Annotated in this window: 14 protein-coding genes, 2 tRNA genes and 3 rRNA genes (1 of these 19 cut by a window edge); 10 read left to right on the top strand and 9 right to left on the bottom strand. The window is 66.6% G+C overall.

Annotated features, from left to right (window positions below; all coding sequences use genetic code 11):
• The 5 genes from VZL07_RS13655 to rrf form a co-directional block, all read left to right on the top strand.
• Positions 1-277, top strand: a 16S ribosomal RNA gene (locus VZL07_RS13655) (it extends 1,261 nt beyond the left edge of the window).
• 213 nt (positions 278-490) lie between these two features.
• Positions 491-567 (top strand) — tRNA-Ile (locus VZL07_RS13650).
• Between the two features lie 69 nt (positions 568-636).
• Positions 637-709 (top strand) — tRNA-Ala (locus tag VZL07_RS13645).
• Positions 710-982: 273 nt separating this feature from the next.
• Positions 983-3,945: ribosomal RNA gene (locus VZL07_RS13640) — 23S ribosomal RNA — on the top strand.
• A gap of 155 nt (positions 3,946-4,100) precedes the next feature.
• A 5S ribosomal RNA gene (gene rrf / locus VZL07_RS13635) occupies positions 4,101-4,217 on the top strand.
• The 16S, 23S and 5S rRNA genes sit together here with 2 tRNA genes alongside, the layout of an rRNA operon.
• Before the next feature lie 65 nt (positions 4,218-4,282).
• On the opposite strand, the gene VZL07_RS13630 is transcribed toward rrf, so the two are convergent.
• Positions 4,283-4,564: a DedA family protein gene (locus VZL07_RS13630; RefSeq protein WP_426755953.1), complete on the bottom strand. Its 282-nt coding sequence runs from the start codon at positions 4,562-4,564 to the stop codon at positions 4,283-4,285.
• Between the two features lie 287 nt (positions 4,565-4,851).
• On the opposite strand from VZL07_RS13630, the gene VZL07_RS13625 reads away from it, so the two are divergent.
• Positions 4,852-5,298, top strand: a complete 447-nt coding sequence (locus VZL07_RS13625) for a hypothetical protein (protein ID WP_426755952.1) — start codon at positions 4,852-4,854, stop codon at positions 5,296-5,298.
• A 3-nt stretch (positions 5,299-5,301) separates the two neighbouring features.
• Here VZL07_RS13625 and VZL07_RS13620 read toward each other — a convergent pair whose 3' ends face one another.
• A complete protein-coding gene (locus VZL07_RS13620; protein ID WP_426755951.1) occupies positions 5,302-5,502 on the bottom strand; it encodes a SlyX family protein in 201 nt (66 codons plus the stop codon).
• Positions 5,503-5,568: 66 nt separating this feature from the next.
• Between VZL07_RS13620 and VZL07_RS13615 the strand changes: the two genes are divergently transcribed.
• Positions 5,569-5,871 (top strand): hypothetical protein, encoded by a 303-nt coding sequence (locus tag VZL07_RS13615; RefSeq protein ID WP_426755950.1) that lies wholly within the window; start codon positions 5,569-5,571, stop codon positions 5,869-5,871.
• A 23-nt stretch (positions 5,872-5,894) separates the two neighbouring features.
• Here VZL07_RS13615 and VZL07_RS13610 read toward each other — a convergent pair whose 3' ends face one another.
• The 3 genes from VZL07_RS13610 to VZL07_RS13600 all read right to left on the bottom strand — a co-directional run bounded on the left by VZL07_RS13610 (position 5,895) and on the right by VZL07_RS13600 (position 7,784).
• Complete coding sequence (locus VZL07_RS13610; protein ID WP_426755949.1) at positions 5,895-6,836, bottom strand: tetratricopeptide repeat protein; 942 nt, start codon at positions 6,834-6,836, stop codon at positions 5,895-5,897.
• A gap of 67 nt (positions 6,837-6,903) precedes the next feature.
• Positions 6,904-7,248, bottom strand: a complete 345-nt coding sequence (locus tag VZL07_RS13605) for a hypothetical protein (RefSeq protein WP_426755948.1) — start codon at positions 7,246-7,248, stop codon at positions 6,904-6,906.
• A 110-nt stretch (positions 7,249-7,358) separates the two neighbouring features.
• The gene (locus tag VZL07_RS13600; RefSeq protein ID WP_426755947.1) at positions 7,359-7,784 is read right to left on the bottom strand and encodes a hypothetical protein; all 426 of its coding nucleotides are present in this window, start codon (positions 7,782-7,784) and stop codon (positions 7,359-7,361) included.
• Between the two features lie 212 nt (positions 7,785-7,996).
• Between VZL07_RS13600 and VZL07_RS13595 the strand changes: the two genes are divergently transcribed.
• The gene (locus tag VZL07_RS13595; RefSeq protein ID WP_426755946.1) at positions 7,997-8,218 is read left to right on the top strand and encodes a hypothetical protein; all 222 of its coding nucleotides are present in this window, start codon (positions 7,997-7,999) and stop codon (positions 8,216-8,218) included.
• Positions 8,219-8,341: 123 nt separating this feature from the next.
• On the opposite strand, the gene VZL07_RS13590 is transcribed toward VZL07_RS13595, so the two are convergent.
• From VZL07_RS13590 to VZL07_RS13575, 4 genes are all read right to left on the bottom strand, one after another.
• Entirely contained in the window at positions 8,342-9,181 is an 840-nt protein-coding gene (locus VZL07_RS13590) for a hypothetical protein (RefSeq protein WP_426755945.1), read from the bottom strand.
• Positions 9,178-9,936 carry a hypothetical protein gene (locus VZL07_RS13585; protein ID WP_426755944.1) on the bottom strand — a complete coding sequence of 253 codons (759 nt, stop codon included), beginning with the start codon at positions 9,934-9,936 and terminating at the stop codon, positions 9,178-9,180. The genes VZL07_RS13590 and VZL07_RS13585 overlap by 4 nt, the downstream gene beginning before the upstream one ends.
• Positions 9,933-11,888 (bottom strand): TonB-dependent receptor, encoded by a 1,956-nt coding sequence (locus VZL07_RS13580; protein ID WP_426755943.1) that lies wholly within the window; start codon positions 11,886-11,888, stop codon positions 9,933-9,935. Before VZL07_RS13580 ends, VZL07_RS13585 begins: the two co-directional genes overlap by 4 nt.
• Positions 11,889-12,721: 833 nt before the next feature.
• Positions 12,722-13,156 (bottom strand): hypothetical protein, encoded by a 435-nt coding sequence (locus VZL07_RS13575; RefSeq protein WP_426755942.1) that lies wholly within the window; start codon positions 13,154-13,156, stop codon positions 12,722-12,724.
• A gap of 187 nt (positions 13,157-13,343) precedes the next feature.
• On the opposite strand from VZL07_RS13575, the gene glpD reads away from it, so the two are divergent.
• The gene (gene glpD / locus VZL07_RS13570) at positions 13,344-15,041 is read left to right on the top strand and encodes a glycerol-3-phosphate dehydrogenase (protein ID WP_426755941.1); all 1,698 of its coding nucleotides are present in this window, start codon (positions 13,344-13,346) and stop codon (positions 15,039-15,041) included.
• A gap of 236 nt (positions 15,042-15,277) precedes the next feature.
• Entirely contained in the window at positions 15,278-17,089 is a 1,812-nt protein-coding gene (locus tag VZL07_RS13565; protein ID WP_426755940.1) for a S8 family serine peptidase, read from the top strand.
• Positions 17,090-17,097: the final 8 nt, after the last annotated feature.

The following is a 17,097-nucleotide window of genomic DNA, read 5'->3' as shown; positions in this document are numbered from 1 at the left end:
GTTGCCAACCCGCGAGGGGGAGCTAATCGCATAAAACCGGTCTCAGTTCAGATTGGAGTCTGCAACTCGACTCCATGAAGGCGGAATCGCTAGTAATCGCAGATCAGCACGCTGCGGTGAATACGTTCCCGGGCCTTGTACACACCGCCCGTCACACCATGGGAGTCGATTGCTCCAGAAGTCATCTCACCAAGAGGTGCCCAAGGAGTGGTCGGTAACTGGGGTGAAGTCGTAACAAGGTAGCCGTAGGGGAACCTGCGGCTGGATCACCTCCTTTCTAAGGAGACCGGGCATCGGACAGCGTCTTCGGACGCAGTAGGCGATGCCAGTGGCTTTCGAGCCACGTCAGGTCAACCAGGTCAACGTTTCCGAGTCACAATCTAGCTACTTACTTCGGGCTTGCTGTTTGGTTTTGAAGGACTGAGTCGAAAGCGACTTGGCTCTTTGAGAATGAAGGACGCTGTAGGGTTTGCCGACGCGGTAGCCCCCTGGGCCTATAGCTCAGCTGGCTAGAGCGCGCGCCTGATAAGCGCGAGGTCGGTGGTTCAAGTCCACCTAGGCCCACCATTTCCCCTCCAGGAGGAGGGAAGCGGTGACGCGCACCAGCATGGTAGAATGGCCGTGGGCAAGTTTCCCGGGGCTGTAGCTCAGCTGGGAGAGCGCCAGCTTTGCAAGCTGGATGTCGTCGGTTCGAACCCGATCAGCTCCACACAAGTTTTCCCTGAAGCAGTAGAGGGAAGCGTTCTTTGACAAGTGCATACGAAGGGTAAGTTCAATTTCTGCTGAGAGAAGTTCTCGCAGAGGCCCTGACGAAGTACCGAAGCCGACGCCGTGAGGCGAAGGTGAGGGAAAGTCAGGTGCCCAATCAAGCGTAAGTAACAAAGAAGTCTTCCAGGCTTGCTGCGAAGAGCAGGAGTCTGGGCCTTGGTTTCGAGTTTCGACAATCCGCCGGGAGGCGGGCGTGAAAACAAGAGATTAGGGCAAGTAAGCTACTAAGGGCGTGCGGTGGATGCCTAGGTGCCAAGAGGCGATGAAGGACGCGGGTGGCTGCGAAAAGCTCCGGGGAGCTGTCAACCGAGCGTTGATCCGGAGGTGTCCGAATGGGGAAACCCAGCGCTGTGAATAGCGGCGTTACCTTCCACTGAATACATAGGTGGAATGGAGCTAACCAGGGGAAGTGAAACATCTCAGTACCCTGAGGAAGAGAAAACAACGAGTGATTCCCAAAGTAGTGGCGAGCGAAATGGGAGAAGCCCAAACCGCAACCACGCAAGTGGTGGCGGGGTAGTGGGTCCACGGTAGGACTTTGACTTGCTAGCGGAAGCTTCTGGAAAGAGGCACCAAAGAGCGTGATAGTCGCGTACGCGAAAGCGGGTTGGAGCTGAGTGGGGTACCCAAGTAGGGCGGGACACGTGCAATCCTGCCTGAATCAGCCGGGACCATCCGGTAAGGCTAAATACTCCTTGGCGACCGATAGTGAACTAGTACCGCGAGGGAAAGGTGAAAAGAACCCCGGTGAGGGGAGTCCAAAGAACCTGAAACCGCATGTCTACAAGCAGTTCGAGCACTACGGGGCAACCCAGTGCGAGAGCGTACCTTTTGCATCATGATTCGGCGACTTAATATACGTAGCGAGGCTAAGCCGTTAGGTGGAGCCGTAGCGAAAGCGAGTCCGAACAGGGCGAATAGTTGCGTGTATTATAACCCGAAGCGGGGTGATCTACACATGGCCAGGTTGAAGTGCGGGTAACACCGCATGGAGGACCGAACTCGTGAAAGTTGAAAATTTCTGAGATGAGCTGTGTGTAGGGGTGAAAGGCCAATCAAACTCCGTGATAGCTGGTTCTCCCCGAAAGATATTTAGGTATCGGCTCGGGCAATTCAATACCGGAGGTAGAGCACTGGAACGGCTAGGGGTCTCACCAGATTACCAAACCGTACCAAACTCCGAATGCCGGTAATTGTTATCCCGGGACGCAGTCAGTGGGTGATAACGTCCATTGGCAAGAGGGGAATAACCCAGACCGACAGCTAAGGCCCCCAAATCTAGTCTAAGTGAACACTAGAAAGGATGTGGCAGGTCATTGACAACCAGGAGGTTGGCTTAGAAGCAGCCATCCTTTAAAGAAAGCGTAATAGCTCACTGGTCAAGACAGGCCGCGCCGAAAATGTAACGGGGCTCAAGACTAGTGCCGAAGCTTCGGGTCACACGTAAAGCGTGTGGCGGTAGGGGAGCGTCCCAGTTGCAGCGAAGGTCGACTGAAAAGGCGGCTGGAGCGGCTGGGAGTGCTGATGCCGAAATGAGTAGCGATAAAGGGGGTGAGAAACCCCCTCGCCGTAAGCCCAAGGTTTCCTGGGTCAAGTTAATCTTCCCAGGGTTAGCCGGAACCTAAGCCGAGGCCGAAAGGCGTAGGTGATGGAAAGCGGGTTAATATTCCTGCGCCATCTTGTGAGCGTTGAACTAAGGGAGGACGGAGAAAGCTAGGCGAGCTGACCGGTGGTTGTGTCAGTCTAAAGGTGTAGGGGTGTCGCGTACGAATAAAGGCGCGGCAGCCATCCCCGAGACCCGATGGCGCCCCGTCAGGGGTAAGTCGCTGATGCTCTGCTTCCAAGAAAAGTCCCGTAGGGAGCTTACAGGGTGTCCGTACCGTAAACCGACACAGGTGGGCGAGGAGAAAATCCTAAGGCGCTTGAGAGAACTCTCCTCCAAGGAACTAGGCAAATTTCCACCGTAACTTCGGAAGAAGGTGGGCCTCTGGTAGGTGTAGGCGTACAGCCGAAGCCGAGAGAGGTTGCAGAGAAATGGCGGTAGCGACTGTTTACCAAAAACACAGGACTCTGCGAAGGCGACAAGCCGACGTATAGGGTCTGACTCCTGCCCGGTGCTGGAAGGTTAAGGGGATTCGTCAGCCGCAAGGTGAAGCGATGATCCGAAGCCCCAGTAAACGGCGGCCGTAACTATAACGGTCCTAAGGTAGCGAAATTCCTTGTCGGGTAAGTTCCGACCTGCACGAATGGAGTAACGACTTCCGCGCTGTCTCGGAGAGGGACTCAGCGAAATTGAAATAGCTGTGCCGATGCAGTTTACCCGCAGCAAGACGGAAAGACCCCGTGAACCTTTACTATAACTTGACAGTGACACTAGGGATTGACTGTGTAGGATAGGTGGGAGCCTTTGAAGCCGGGCCGCTAGGTTCGGTGGAGGCAACGGTGAAATACCACCCTGTTGATTTCTGGTGTCTAACCATGTCCCGTCAGCCGGGACTGGGACACTGTCTGGTGGGTAGTTTGACTGGGGCGGTCGCCTCCCAAAAAGTAACGGAGGCGCGCGATGGTTCCCTCAGCCCGATTGGAAACCGGGCGTCGAGTGCAATGGCATAAGGGAGCTTGACTGCGAGACGGACACGTCGAGCAGGTGCGAAAGCAGGTCATAGTGATCCGGTGGTCCTGAATGGAAGGGCCATCGCTCAACGGATAAAAGGTACTCCGGGGATAACAGGCTTATCTCCCCCAAGAGTTCACATCGACGGGGAGGTTTGGCACCTCGATGTCGGCTCATCGCATCCTGGGGCTGGAGCAGGTCCCAAGGGTTTGGCTGTTCGCCAATTAAAGCGGTACGCGAGCTGGGTTCAAAACGTCGTGAGACAGTTTGGTCCCTATCTGCTGTGGGCGTAGGATACTTGAGAGGCTCTGACCTTAGTACGAGAGGACCGGGTTGGAGGCACCGCTGGTGTACCAGTTGTCTCGCCAGAGGCATCGCTGGGTAGCCATGTGCCGATTGGATAACCGCTGAAAGCATCTAAGCGGGAAACCGACCTCAAGACCAGGTATCCCGGGCGCAAGCCCCTGAAGACCCGTCGAAGACTACGACGTTGATAGGCCGGGTGTGTAAGCGTGGTAACACGTTCAGCTAACCGGTACTAATTGGTCGTGAGGCTTACTTCCCCCATTCTCTTGCATGCCCCCTCGTGGGGAGTAAGGGACTCGGGGCCAAGGCCGAGGCTCGAGTGCGACGCGCACTCGCCTGGAAGACTTGAAACGCACAGCGAGACTTCGCTCAGCAATTGAAACTTACCCTTTGTATGCACTGTCGCTTGTTTTCCGGTGGCTATGTCGGAGGGGTCCCACCCGTTCCCATCCCGAACACGGAAGTTAAGCCCTCCAGAGCCGATGGTACTTCGCGGGAAACCGCGCGGGAGAGTAGGTCGCTGCCGGATTCTTTTTGAGAAGCCCTCGCGTGTCCCTTTTGCGGACGCGCGGGGGCTTTCGCTTTTTGTGGGCCTCAACGCGTCCGCCGCGCCTGGCGCCACCGCTGCAGCCGGCGCACCCCGCCCCAGGCCAGCGCCCCCGCCACTCCCGTCAGCACCACCAGGTGCTCGGCGTGCGCGGCGCCCTTCGCCACCGCGTCCACGCTGTGCGAGAAGGCGTAGCCCAGCCCTACCGCCAGCGGCACGCTGAGGCATAGCGCCAGCCCGTCCCACAGCAGGAAGTGCCGCGGCCGCATGCCCTGCACCGCCGCCAGCACGAAGACGGCGCCCCGCAGCACCGAGAGGAAGCGCCCCACGAAGACGCACCGCCCTCCGTGCCGCGCGTATAGCCGCGCCAGCTGCTCCCGGCGCGCGGGCGGTAGGAGCCTCCCTTCTCTCGGCATCGGTCGGAAGCGGGCCGTCTGTGATCTCTGGAGCGGCTGGCGTGTCGAAAAGGCACGGCGTCCGTTGCGAGTCGCAGACTTCCGTTACGACTGACGCTTGCCGGAGCGCCTCGTTCGTTTGAATCGTTCTGTGGCTGGCTTCATCGCGCCTGGCTTGCTTGAGTGCAGGCTCCCCCGTTGTGTTGAGAGGAGCCTCTCGAATGAAGCTGCTTCGTCCTTGCCTTGGCGCGTTGCTCGCGGCCGGCCTCTTCATCGTGCCCACGAACTCCGAGGCTGCGGGTGTTCGCGCCGGGCTTGGGGCCGACTACTGGATTGATGAGAGCGCCGCCTTCAATTTCACGCTCGGCGTCGAAACGAAGCTCGTAGGCCCGCTGTCGGTCGGTGCTCGCTTCGGCGCCATGCTCATCACGGATGGCAATGACATTGGCGTGCCCCTGGACCTGGTGCTGCGCGCGAACCTCACCGGTTCAGGCATCTACATCGAAGGCATGGCGGGGCCGTGGCTCGTCTTCGGCCGTGGCGACACGTTCCGTGCTCATGCCGCCTTTGGATTCGGTTTGCAGGGCAAGGCCGCGAGCATTGGCCTCGAGGTGGGCTATCTGGACCCCAATCCCACCATCGGCTTGCGGCTGGGTTACAAGTTCTGAGCCTCAGTAATGGGGTGGACGCTCGTCCTGGCGGGCGTCCACGAGCCCTGGCTCTGCCTCCAGCTTCTGCTTGAGCCGGTCCACCTCGGCCCGCAGCTGGTCGATGACCTTCTGCTGCTCGTACAGCACCCCGCTCAGCTCCTGCAGCATTTCCTGCTGGTGCATGTAGCGGATCTCCAACTCGGCGATTCGCTTCTCGTCCATGGGTGGACACCCTTATCCCGTCGCGATGGCTCGCGTCCTCAGCTCGTTGAGACTGTCTCTCTTCTCATGAACGTCGACGAACACATCCAGCGTGCCCGCGACCTCCTCGCCCGGAACCAACCTGAGATGGCGGAGTCTGCCCTCAGCGACGCGATTGATGCCGCGGTCGCCGCCGAGGACATCATCCTGCTCACCCGGGCGCGCTTCGCCCTGGGAGCGCTGCTGTTCAAGCAGGAGCGCGACGCCGAGGCCGTTCCCTACCTCCAGGCCGTCGTCCGGACCGAGCGCGTCGATGGCGCCGTCGACGCCGAGGTCAAGGCCTCCGCCCGGATGCTCCGTCAGATTCGTGGCGTCGAGCCTCGCGAGTAGCCCCTCGTACGCCCGTCACGGCGTCAGGGGATGCTGCAGGACTGGCGAATCAGCTCCGGCTGTCCGGAGAAGCGGCGCTCCAGGTCCATCCGGGTTAGCCGTGCGTCATCGATGCGACGCTCCTTGAGCTGAATCGCGCACAGGGCCGCGAGCGCCTTCGGGTCCGTGCGGTCCAGCCGGTCTGCCTGGCGCAGGGCTTCCTCCGCTCTGTCCGGTCTGCCCAGCCGGTGCCAGGCCAGCCCCAGCTCGAAGTAGCCCACGCCCAGCTTCGGGTCCTCAGCGACCGCGGCCCGAAACAGCTTCACGGCCTCCGCGTCATGGCCCTCGCGGCTGTGCACCCGCCCCTGCTCCACCAGCAGCCGTGCGTGGGGGACGCGCCCTTCCAGCTTTCGAAGAACGGCCAGGGCTTCCTCTCCTCGCCTGGCCTCGCTCAGCAGCCGCACGTAGCGCAGGCCAATCAGCGGATCCTCTGGAGCCTTGCCGTGTGCTCGCTCCATCGCTGCGGCGGCTCCCGTCACATCGCCGTCCTTCTCCAGGAGCTCCGCCCGGAGCACGTCCGGCCGTGCATCCGCCGGCGCGAGCGATTCGGCGCGCGACAGGGCGGTACTCACACAGCGGCTCATCCGCTCCACGTCACAGATGCGCGCCAGCAAGAGCTGGGTCTCGACCTCCTGGGGGTTCCGGCGCTCCGCTTCGAGCGCCAGGGTGTGGGCATCGTCCGGCGCGCCGTCCAGCAACAGCGTGGCGGCCTCCCGTAGCTCGGCGGGGGTCGCCTTCGAATCGTCCTTCAGGGGGCGGAGGAAGGGGACCCGCTGGGACACGGTCGACATGGCGCGCGCGATGGCCAGTTGCTGCTCGGGCTCGTTCCGGGGCAGCAGGAGCGGGATGAGGTGGATGACGATTGCAACGAGGCACACCACCAGCAGGCTTCGCTGTCCTCGATTCAGCGTGAGCCGTCGCCGCACTCCCTCTGCTTCCTCCACTTCCCGGTCTCCTCGCGCGGCGCTCCCGCCGCCCCTGCGCTCCCTGCTACTACACCGCCCTCAATCTTGGACGTAGCCCCGAGGGCAGTTCCAGGCCACAGCTCCAACACAGCTCGAAGTTGCCCGGGTTCTCTTCGCGGCACCGGGGGCACTCCACCGACCGCTCGGCGTGCTCCTGGTTCTCGCGGAGCTCCGCCAGGAGGCTCCGGGCGTGCTCCAACTCGCCCGGGGGCACCCACAGCTCAATCCACGTCTCTCCGCTCGGAATCTCCCCGCTCAGCGGCGCCAGGGCTTCTCCGCGTACTTCCACCGAGACGCCCATGGCTTCCAGCGCACCCGCCAGCAACCGCGCCTCTCCCACCGTGCGATGCACGGACAACTGCACGCGCTTCATGCCCCTGTCTTCACAGAAGCCGGGCTCGCCAGCAACCCCGACCCAAGGCGGTCTCGCCCGGCCGATGAGCGGCCCTTCTGCGCGCCTCAGCTCGGGAGGCAAAGACGTGTCTACTGCTCCTCCTCGCGCAGTTGGTGCGGCAGCACGGCGTGCGCGTGCCGCGGGGCCCTGGCGTGCAGCTCGGCGGTCAGCAGGGCGTCCAGCTCGGCGAGGAGCGCGTCGTAGAGGGGGCCGGCGCCTTGGGCCGGAAGCCGCTTGGCCGCCACCCGTACCCGGGGGGACTCCTCGTCCTCGAAGGCCAGCGTCACCGCCAGCCCATCCGGGCCCCCTGCCTGGGGCACCATGACGACCGGTACCGAATCCCCGCTGGCCTGCTCGAAGAGGGGGCCCAGGCGCTGGACCTCTGCTTCCGTGAGGGCGCGCTCGCTGACGACCTCGCCCTGTTCGAGCACCTTCAGGTGCCGCATGCCTTCCAACCGCAGCGCCTGCGCGCCTGTGTTGGTTCGCCCACTGCGCTCGTACGTCACCATCCTCACGCCCCAGTCACCTCCTGGGGCAGGAGTAGGCACCCTTGCTCGCCGCCGCATCCGAGCCCGTCGCGGCTGGCGCACCGCGTGTCCGCTCCCAAGCGATGTCGTGTGCTTCCCGACACCGGGAGAATACCTCCGCACGAGTGTTCCCACCCGGGGCGCTTCCTAGTTTCGAGCTTCCCCGGGCACTTTCGCCTGGGGAAGCCCGAGGTAGGTCCATGAGCAAGGACAGCGGCAAGAACCAGAACGACCAGCGCGCCAACTCCAAGAATCCCAACAACCCCGCGCACAAGGCCTCACAGGACAACCGCTCCAACCAGATGAACCCGAACAACCCTCGGCACTCGGGGAACAACCCGAACGGGGGCAACAGCGGTAACAACCCGATGGGCGGCAACTCCGCCGCGAACTCCTCGGGCTCCTCGCACAACAAGAGCTGAGCTTTGAAGACCTCCGGGCCAGGGGAGGGTCGGCCCCAGGCCTGGACGGCAATGCTGGCGCGGTAGCCGGCACCGGAACGCCGCGCTACCGCGCCAGCATGCTTCAATCGAAGCGCACGTGAATCAGCGGGCCCGGGGCTCGCACTCTCCCTCGCCGCGGTAGTGGCCCAGGTTGCGCGTGAGCGCCGTGATGAAGTCGCGCAGCGTCCGGACATTGCCCACGCCGCCCGTGCCGTACTGGCCCGACGGCAGCTCCGTCAGGTCCACCGCGGCCAGCTCCTCCAGCGTCACCTCACCGTCGGCTCCCGCGATGCCCATGCTGTCCGCGGCGGCCAGCGCATCGAAGCGCATCTGCGCGTCCGGCGACTGCAGGTCGTCGAAGAAGAGGTGGTCGCCGTGGATGGTGAGCTGCACCGTCTCCTCGCCGTCCTTCGGCACCGTCACGCCCGCGCCCAGGCCCGGGCTCTCGCAGTGCTCGTAGACGGTGTTGGTGGTGAAGCCCCAGGCAAAGCGCTTGGTCTCCTCGCCCTTGCTCGCCGTGCCCTCGATGTAGACGGAGTAGCCGCCGTCCTTCATCCGCGTGACGTCCGCCGCGTCCGCGTTGCCCGCGACGGCGTCCGCGTTGGGCGCGATGGCGAAGCTGACGTGGTCCCACTCCTGGGCCGGCACGTCCCGGAACGTCTCCACCACCACGGGCCCGGGCTTGTGCACGTCGAACACCTTGGCCTGTCCCATGTCGACGACCGTCTCGTCGTGGTTGCCGACCTTCACCTCGCCGAGCACCACCAGGAACTTGCTGAAGCGCACCGTCCAGCCGTCCACGATGCCGTCCTCGCCATCCACCGCCGCGGGGATTTCCTTCTCGATGTAGTCCTCGCCGTAGGTGGTGAACGTCACCGTGCCCGAGCCGTCACTGCACGCCATCAGCCCCAGGCACGAAAGTCCCAGCATCCACTTCTTCATTGCGCAGCTCCTTCCACCCACGTCACGACGTAGGCAGTGGTGTCTTCCACGCCGCGCACCAGGGCGTTCTGCGCCTGGCTGTCAGCGGGGAAGGTGTAGACGCCATCCGCGTCCGGATCGGTCGCGGTGGCGAAGTCAATGCGGCCCAGCCAGGTCCCCAGATTCACCGCGATGCGCACGCGCCCCGGCTCCATCCCCAGGGACTTCTCGAAGCGCACGCCTTCGACGGGCTTGGACAGGCTCGTCATCGCATCGAAGCGAATCGAGCCGCCGTCCGTGTTGCGTGCCGTGCCACGCACGCGCATGGCGTGGCCGCTCAGGACGCCCTGCGCATCGGTGGCCGAGGTGGGGATGGGCAACGTCAGCTCCATGGAGCCGTACTCACCCGTCACCGCGCTGGCATCGCCGAGCGTGGCGCCCGTCAGCAGGTCCACGGTGAGCGTGTTCAGCACCTCGGCGAGCGCATCACCCGGCGCGTAGTGGCCAGGGTGTGCGTGCGCCGTTCCTCCGATGAGCGCGTACCAGTCGAAGCGCCGGGCCTGCAGCGCACGGCCCTCGAAGAAGCGCACCGGCCCCACGGAGAGGTGCGCGGACTCCACCGTCACCGTCCAGCCCCGCTCGTTGGCGCCCGTCACGGGGGTGGACGTCACCTCCACGGGAAAGGTGCGCCGCTCCGACTCGCTCCCACAGCCTCCCAGGGCCGTGGACGCGGCGGCCAGAGCCAGGGCGCCTGTCAGCATGTGTCTGCGATTCATAGGTGGACCTCCAGTGAGAGCGAGGCCATCCGAGGCGACCCCGCGGTGAAATGTCTTGCCGGGACGAGGCTCGCCGGCGCGCCCGGGTCGAAGCGCGAGCTGTAGACGAACTCGCCGTCCCGCCAGCGCGCGTCGAGCAGGTTGGACACCTCCAACCTCAGGCCCAGTTCGCCTCGCCGGATGGCGACGTGGGCGTCCGCGAGGAACACCGTGGCGCTCCGCTCGTCGAAGGGCAGCGGACGTGGGCCGATGAAGGTGAGGCCCGTTCCCAGTGAGAGCGTGCTGCCGCCGAGCCAGGCCCACGCCGGCTGGCCATCCCAGCCCACATCTGCACGCGCGACGAAGGGCGCGAAGTAGGGCAGCAGCGTATCCGACGCCCGGACGTAGGCATGCGCGAGCGTGGCGCTCACGGACGTGACAAGCCCCGGCAGCGGACGTGCCTGGAGCGCGGCGGAGATGCCCGAGCGGAGCGTCTCGCCCGTGTACACGGTGGTGCCTACCGTGTGGTCGAAGAAGAAGTCGTTGTCCACCTGCGAGCCGAAGAGGCTGAGCTGCACGGCCCAGTGCTCGCCGTCCTTGCGCGAGCCCAGCTCCGCGCCGCGGATGGAGACGAAGGGGGCTCGCTCACCCTCGGAGAGGCCGCGCGCCTGGGGCGAGCGGAAGCCGTCTCCGTAGCTGGCGAAGAGGCGCCAGGCGTCCGCATCGTCTCCCAGCGCGTACTCGATGCCTGCCTTCGCGCCCAGGTGAACGCCGAAGGCACTGCGCGCGTAGCCCTGTCCGTCGTAGTAGCGAGGGTCGCGGAAGGCGAGCGCGTCGAAGACCTCGACGCCCAGCGCGTCCGCGCGTCCGCCCAGCCGCAGGGACCAGCGGCCCAGGGGCATGCGCGCCTCGGCCCAGCCCCAGACGTTGGTCTGCGTGAAGCTCGCGTCGATTTCGTCCGAGAAGAAGGTCCCGTCGGACTCGCGGTAGCGCCGCTGCGTCTGCTCCACGCTGTCGCGCTTCGCGCCCAGGCCTAGCTCCAGCGCCACCGGGCGGCCGAAGGCCCGCACCGAGCGACGGTGCTCGGCGCGCGCGCCCAGCGTGGTGCCGTCGTTCGTCTGCTCCAGGCCGTCTCCGCGCTCGTCCACCCGGAAGCCGGTGAAGTTGTTGCGCAGCCGCAGGTCCGACAGGATGCCGAAGACCTCCAGCTTCGTGCGGCCGTTCCCCGTGCGCGGCAGGTCCACGCCGAGGAGGAGCTGGTGCCGCGAGACGGAGCCTCCCTGGCGGCCCAGCGCCGCGGAGAAGAAGTCGCTGCGCCCCGCGAGCAGGTCGTCCTCGCGCACCACGCCCGGTGAGTCGAAGCGGGTGACGTAGCTGCCACCGAGCGCGCGCACCGTGACGCCGTTGCCAAGCGATGTCGTGGCCTGGGCGAGCAGGGATGCGCGGCCATGGCCTCGCTGGGCGCCGAAGCCCTTGCCTTCGCCGAGCTCCACCGCGGCGAAGGTGCCCGCGTCCTCGCCGGGCCGCACGGTGGCCACGAGCCGGCGCTGGCCGTACTGCCCCAGCGTGCCGATGAGATGCACGCCGGGCTCCGCGACGCCCAGGTCCATGCGGACCGTTCCCGCGACGGCGAAGTCGCCCTGGGCGGCCCGGTAGGAGCCCTCCGTCACCTCGAGCGACTGCACGACCTCCGGGATGACGAAGTTGATGTCCGCGTAACCCAGCGCGTGGATGTGGCTCACCTCATTCACGGGCAGGCCGCCGACGTTCAGCTCCACGTCCTGGCCGTGAAGCGCGTCGAAGCCTCGGAGGAACAGTTGCTGTGCCTTGCCCTCACCGCTGTGCTGCGAGGCCACGAGGCCCGGGACGGCTCTCAGCAGGTCCACGGCGTTCCTTCGCGGTGCTGCGTCCAGGATGTCCCGGCCCAAGGTCACCTCGGAGGCGCTTTGCGCGGGCCTTGCGCCACGTACCACCGTGGACTTCGAGGGCGAATCCTCGGGTGGCTCGGGGGACGTGACTGGCTGTGCGGAGGAGGGGGCCTGCTCGGCGCGCGGTTGTGGATTCGCTGGAGCGGGCGTGGCTGGTGTCGCGCTGCTTGTCTGCTGATGCGTAGGGCTCTCGGCGTGTGAGGCCGCAGCTGCGCCAGTGACCCGCGGATGTGGCGCTGCTTCGGCATGTGGAACTGCACCGCTGCCACTGGCCCGCAGCTGTGGCGCTGCTTCAGCATGTGGAACTGCCCTGCCACCAGTGGCCTGCGGATGTGGCGCTGCTTCAGCATGTGGAGCTACCCCGCCATCAGTGGCCTGCGGGTGTCGCGCCGCTTCACCGTGTGGGCCTACACTTTCACCAGTAGCCTGCGCCGCCGGCGGGGTTGCTACGCCGGAATGTTCGGCTGCCTCGCGCACTGCGTGTGGCGGAGTGTCCGCCTCGCCAAGAGCAGCCTCGCCAGTCACCTGCTGTCCCGTGTGCGTGCCGGGACGCGTGACGCCCGCGTGCGTTCCCGTCTCGGCAGGACCGGACGCAGGGGGGGCACCCCCTGTTGCTTCCTGCGGAAGAGTCGGGACAGCCAGGGTGAGGACACACGAGGACAGCGCGGTAGCGAAGAGCACGGGCACGTACGGACACACGGCGGCGCAGGCCTCTCTCCTCGGCGTCGCGGACGCGCACGGACTTCGCGCGGCACACGGCACCTCGGGGAGCAGCCCCACCGGTAGACGGGTTCAGGAGTGCTTCGATGTGTTGGACACACGCCTCCCCGCGTGCATGGCACGCACGAGGCGCTGTGACGGATGCGCTGCGACCTGGCCTATGGGCCCTGTGGCATCGCCGTCGGACGCAGCGCGGAGCCGGGAACGCGCTCCGGGCCACACTGGGCTTCCGCCAGCCACGACACCTCACGCACGCGGGGCAGCTTCATCACCGCCCAGGCCACGGCCACCGCGTGCAGGTGCTCCACCGAGCCCGTCAGGTGCTCGTGCCCGCTCTTGTGCTCGCCATCCCGCGCGGGCGCACCCGCGTCGTCATGGCCCGCACGCGAGGACTCCTCCGCGCGCCGAGCGTGGTCCGCGGTGTCTTCACCGTGCGTGCCATGCGAATGCGTACGAGCGTGGCCATGGTGGTGGTGATGGCCGCCCCCGCCGTGCTCCACCACCGCGTGCAGCACCGGCGCCACGGCGAGCCCGTACACCAGGACCATCAGTCCCAGGCAGGCCAGGTCGCGTCGGTCGTGGGGGTTCAGCAAGGCCGTGGAGCCCGGAGTGAGGGGAGGGGTCGGCCGCCTCCTATCTGTCTTCCTCCAGACGCGCAAGCCACCGGACCCCCTGGGGTGAACAGCTTCATGGGCACATGGGGCCCCTGGCGTGTAGCGCGCTTGACGCAGCGCATTGGTTTCGGCTGCCGCCGCCGGCCAACGTCGCTACACTTATGCCGTGCGTTCTGAATCTGTCGCGCTCACCCGTGTCGTCTCCGAGGCCGAAGTGCCTCCTCCTCCCTCCCGCGCAGAGCGACTGCGCGCCCTGGCGACGGACACCTTCGATGTCCTCATCATCGGTGGAGGCGTGACGGGCGCGGGCTCGGCGCGGGATGCGGCGCTTCGAGGTCTCAAGGTGGCGCTCGTCGAGCGGGAGGACTTCGCCAGCGGCACCTCCAGCCGGTCATCGCGTCTCATCCACGGAGGCCTGCGCTACCTGGAGCACGGTCACCTGGGGCTCGTCTTCGAGTCCAGCATCGAGCGTCAGCGTCTGCTGCGGCTCGCTCCGCACCTGGTGCGCCCGCTGGCCTTCATCTGGCCCGTCTATGCGGGCGCTCGCGTCCCTCGCTGGAAGCTCAACGCGGGCCTCATGCTCTACGACGCCCTGTCCCTCTTCCGGAACGTGAAGGGCTACCGGCGCCTCAACGCCCGGCAGGTACACGCCGCCGAGCCGGGCCTGCGCACGGAGAAGCTCAAGGGCGGTGCGCGCTACTACGACGCCGCCACGGACGACGCGCGGCTCACCCTGGCCAATGCCGTGGGCGCCCTGGAGGCGGGGGCCACGGTCCTCAACCATGCGTCCGTGAAGTCGCTCGTGCTCGAGGACGGCCAGGCGCGCGGCGCCACGGTGGTGGACCACCTCTCCGGCCAGGAAGTCACGGTGCGGGCCCGCGTCATCGTCAACGCCACCGGCCCCTGGAGCGATGAGATTCGCCGGTTGGATGCGCCCAACGGAACGAGCCCCGCGGTTCGGGGCAGCAAGGGCGTCCACCTCGCGGTGCCGCGGGAGCGACTCAACCACCGCGATGCCTTCACCCTGCTGTCGCCGAAGGACGGCCGGGTGATGTTCGTGCTGCCCGCCGACAACTTCACCATCATCGGCACCACGGAGACGGCCACGCGCGCCCACCCGGCGGAGGTCCGCGCCAGCGAGTCGGACGTGGCCTATCTGCTGGAGTCCGCCAACGCGTTCTTCCCCGAGGCGCGCCTCACCCGCGAGGACGTGGTGAGCGCCTGGGCCGGCATCCGGCCCCTCGTCGCCGCCGGCTACCACGGCGCGCAGGGCGACGCGGGCAGCGCCAGCCGCGAGCACGCCATCGACGTGAGCCCGTCCGGCGTGCTGGCCATCAGCGGCGGCAAGCTCACCACCTATCGCGTCATGGCGCGCGACGTGGTGAACGCGGTGGAGCGCCGCCTGGGGCAGCCGCGCCGCCGCTCGCCCACCGACACGCTGCCGCTGCCCGGAGGCGACATCCGCAGCCTGGACGCGGAGTTCGCCGCGGCGCGCGCCGAGGTAGGGGACGACGCCACGGCCGTCCACCTGGTTCGCGCCTACGGCAGCCGCTGGCGCCGGGTGTGGGCCCTCACCCGGGAGGACCCTTCGCTGGCCCGGCCGCTCGTGGAGGGGCTCCCCTACCGCGCCGCCGAGGCCGCCTGGGGCGTCACCCACGAGCTGGTGCACACCCTGTCGGACCTGCTCATCCGCCGGCTCAAGGTGGCCTTCGAGACGCGCGACCAGGGCCACGCCGCCGCGCGCGTGGCGGCCGAGGTCATGGCGCCCCGCCTGGGGTGGGACGCCGCGGAGACGCAGCGGCAGCTCGAGGCCTACGCCGCCGATGCGCTCCGCATCTTCGGCGTGGACCCCGTCGAGGCGTGAAGGGCCGGACGCTTCCCCCATGAGGAGCGTCCGCTGTCCCACGTCTCCACCGCACGCCTGCCTCCCTTACCCGTCCTGCTCCGAACAGGGGCACGAGCGGTCGGCGCGCCGCCGTGGTTAACTTGCGCTCCGGGAACGGAAGCAGGTGTCCTCCCGTTCATGCGCGTCCCCAGAAGTCCATCAGCCGCGCCGTGCCGTACGACGCCTTGCTGGACGGGACACTCAAGGAGCGTGAAATGAAGCGTTGCGTCTGGCTGGGTCTGGTCGGGGGACTGGTGGCATGCGGCTCGGAGTCACCGGTGGAGCCCCAGGCGTGCCCGGGCACCACGGAGATGTCCCAACCCCCGATGGTCTCGGCCGCCAGCCAGAGCGTGTCGGCCCTGGCGTCGGATGGCTCGGAGGAGGTCATCATCGCCTTCCGTCAGCGCGTGTTCGCCACCGCCCAGGCGAACACGGAGGCCTTCGTGGAGGAGGTGACGCGCGCCGGTGGAACCGTGAAGCAGCGCATGCCGACGCTGAACATGGTCTCCGCCCGCGTGTCGCCCGAGGCGCGCGAGGCGCTCGCCCGCAACCCGGACGTGGTGGCCGTGTCGCCCAACCGCGAGGTGCGCGCACTCGGCTTCACGCAGCGGCTGCTGCTCCCGCAGGCCTGGCTGGGCGCGGAGCCGCCCCCGCAGCCGAATACGGTGGGCTCCGTCGGGGAGTACACCGAAGGTCTGAAGATGGTGCAGGCCAACCAGGTCTGGGATGCGAACAATGACGGTGCCCTGGACGAGGGACGCCCGTCGGGCACCGGCATCAAGGTGTGTGTCGTCGACAGCGGCTGGGACAACCGCCACCCGGAGCTGAAGGCCGCCTTCGTCGCTGGCAAGGACTTCATCAGCGGCTCCGCCAACGCGCTGGCGCTGGATGCGCGGGTGGACTCGCAGGGCAATGTGCTGGCGTGGGGCGGCGGGCACGGCACCCACACCGCGGCCACCATCGCCGCGCAGCTGGGTGGCGGCGGGCGGGTGCGGCTCGGCGAGGACCCCAACGGCACCGTGGGCGTGGCCCCCACCGCGTCGCTGCTGATTGCGCGCGTGCTCAATGAGAATGGCTCGGGCAGCACCGAAAACGTCATTGCCGCGCTCGAGTGGTGCCAGCAGCAGGAGGCGAACATCGTCTCGCTGTCGCTGGGTGCCCCCTCGGTCAACGAGGCCGAGCAGCTGGCGTTCGACCAGGCCCAGGCCAACGGCGTGCTGGCCATCGCGGCGACGGGCAACTCGGGCGCCGACGAGGTGTCCTATCCCGCGGGATATGACTCCGTCCTGGGCGTGGGCGCGGTGGACTTCGCGGGCGAGTGGGCCAGCTTCTCTCAGTTTGGCGTGGGCACGAACCTGGTGGGCCCCGGCGTGGGCGTGCTGAGCGCCACCATCGTCGGCGGCGCGCCCTACGGCGAGGTGGACGCGAGCGGCCAGCAGTACGTATCCAACCCCCTGGAGTACTCGGCGTTGGGCACGTACTCGGGGCGGCTGGTGAACTGCGGCCTGGGCTCGAGCGTGTCGGACTGCGGTGAGGGCGCCACCTGCGAGGGCTTCGTCGCATACGTGGACCGCGGCGGTGGCATCCTCTTCGAGGAGAAGGTCCGCAACGCCATCCGCGCCGGCGCGAAGGCCGTCATCATCGGCAACAACAACGCCGAAGAGGGCACGGGCAATTTCACGCTCAACGCGCCCTCCGCGCTGTGGGTGCCCACCGTCTCCGTGTCCCTGGAGTCCGCCAACGCCCTGCGCGGGATGTTCGGGCAGCAGGTGGCCCTGGACGTCACCGGCCTGGACTACGCGTTCCAGACGGGCACCTCCATGGCGACGCCGCACGTGTCCGGCGTGGCGGCCCTGGTGTGGAGCCTGAGCCCCGAGCGGCTGACGGCCGAGGACGTGCGTGAGGCCCTGCTGAAAACGGCTGATAATGGAGGGCGGGCCGCTTGGGACCCGCAGTACGGCAGCGGCCTGGTGCAGGCGCTGGACGCCGTCCAGTTCGCCGAGGGCATCCTCACGCAGGTCCCGTAGTAGCGCCG

Origin of the sequence: Pseudomyxococcus flavus (assembly GCF_050038885.1) — a bacterium.
GTDB classification, from domain to species: Bacteria; Myxococcota; Myxococcia; order Myxococcales; family Myxococcaceae; genus Myxococcus; species Myxococcus flavus.
The sequence above is the reverse complement of the archived record's forward strand: the minus strand, read 5'-3'. Positions and strand labels throughout refer to the sequence as shown.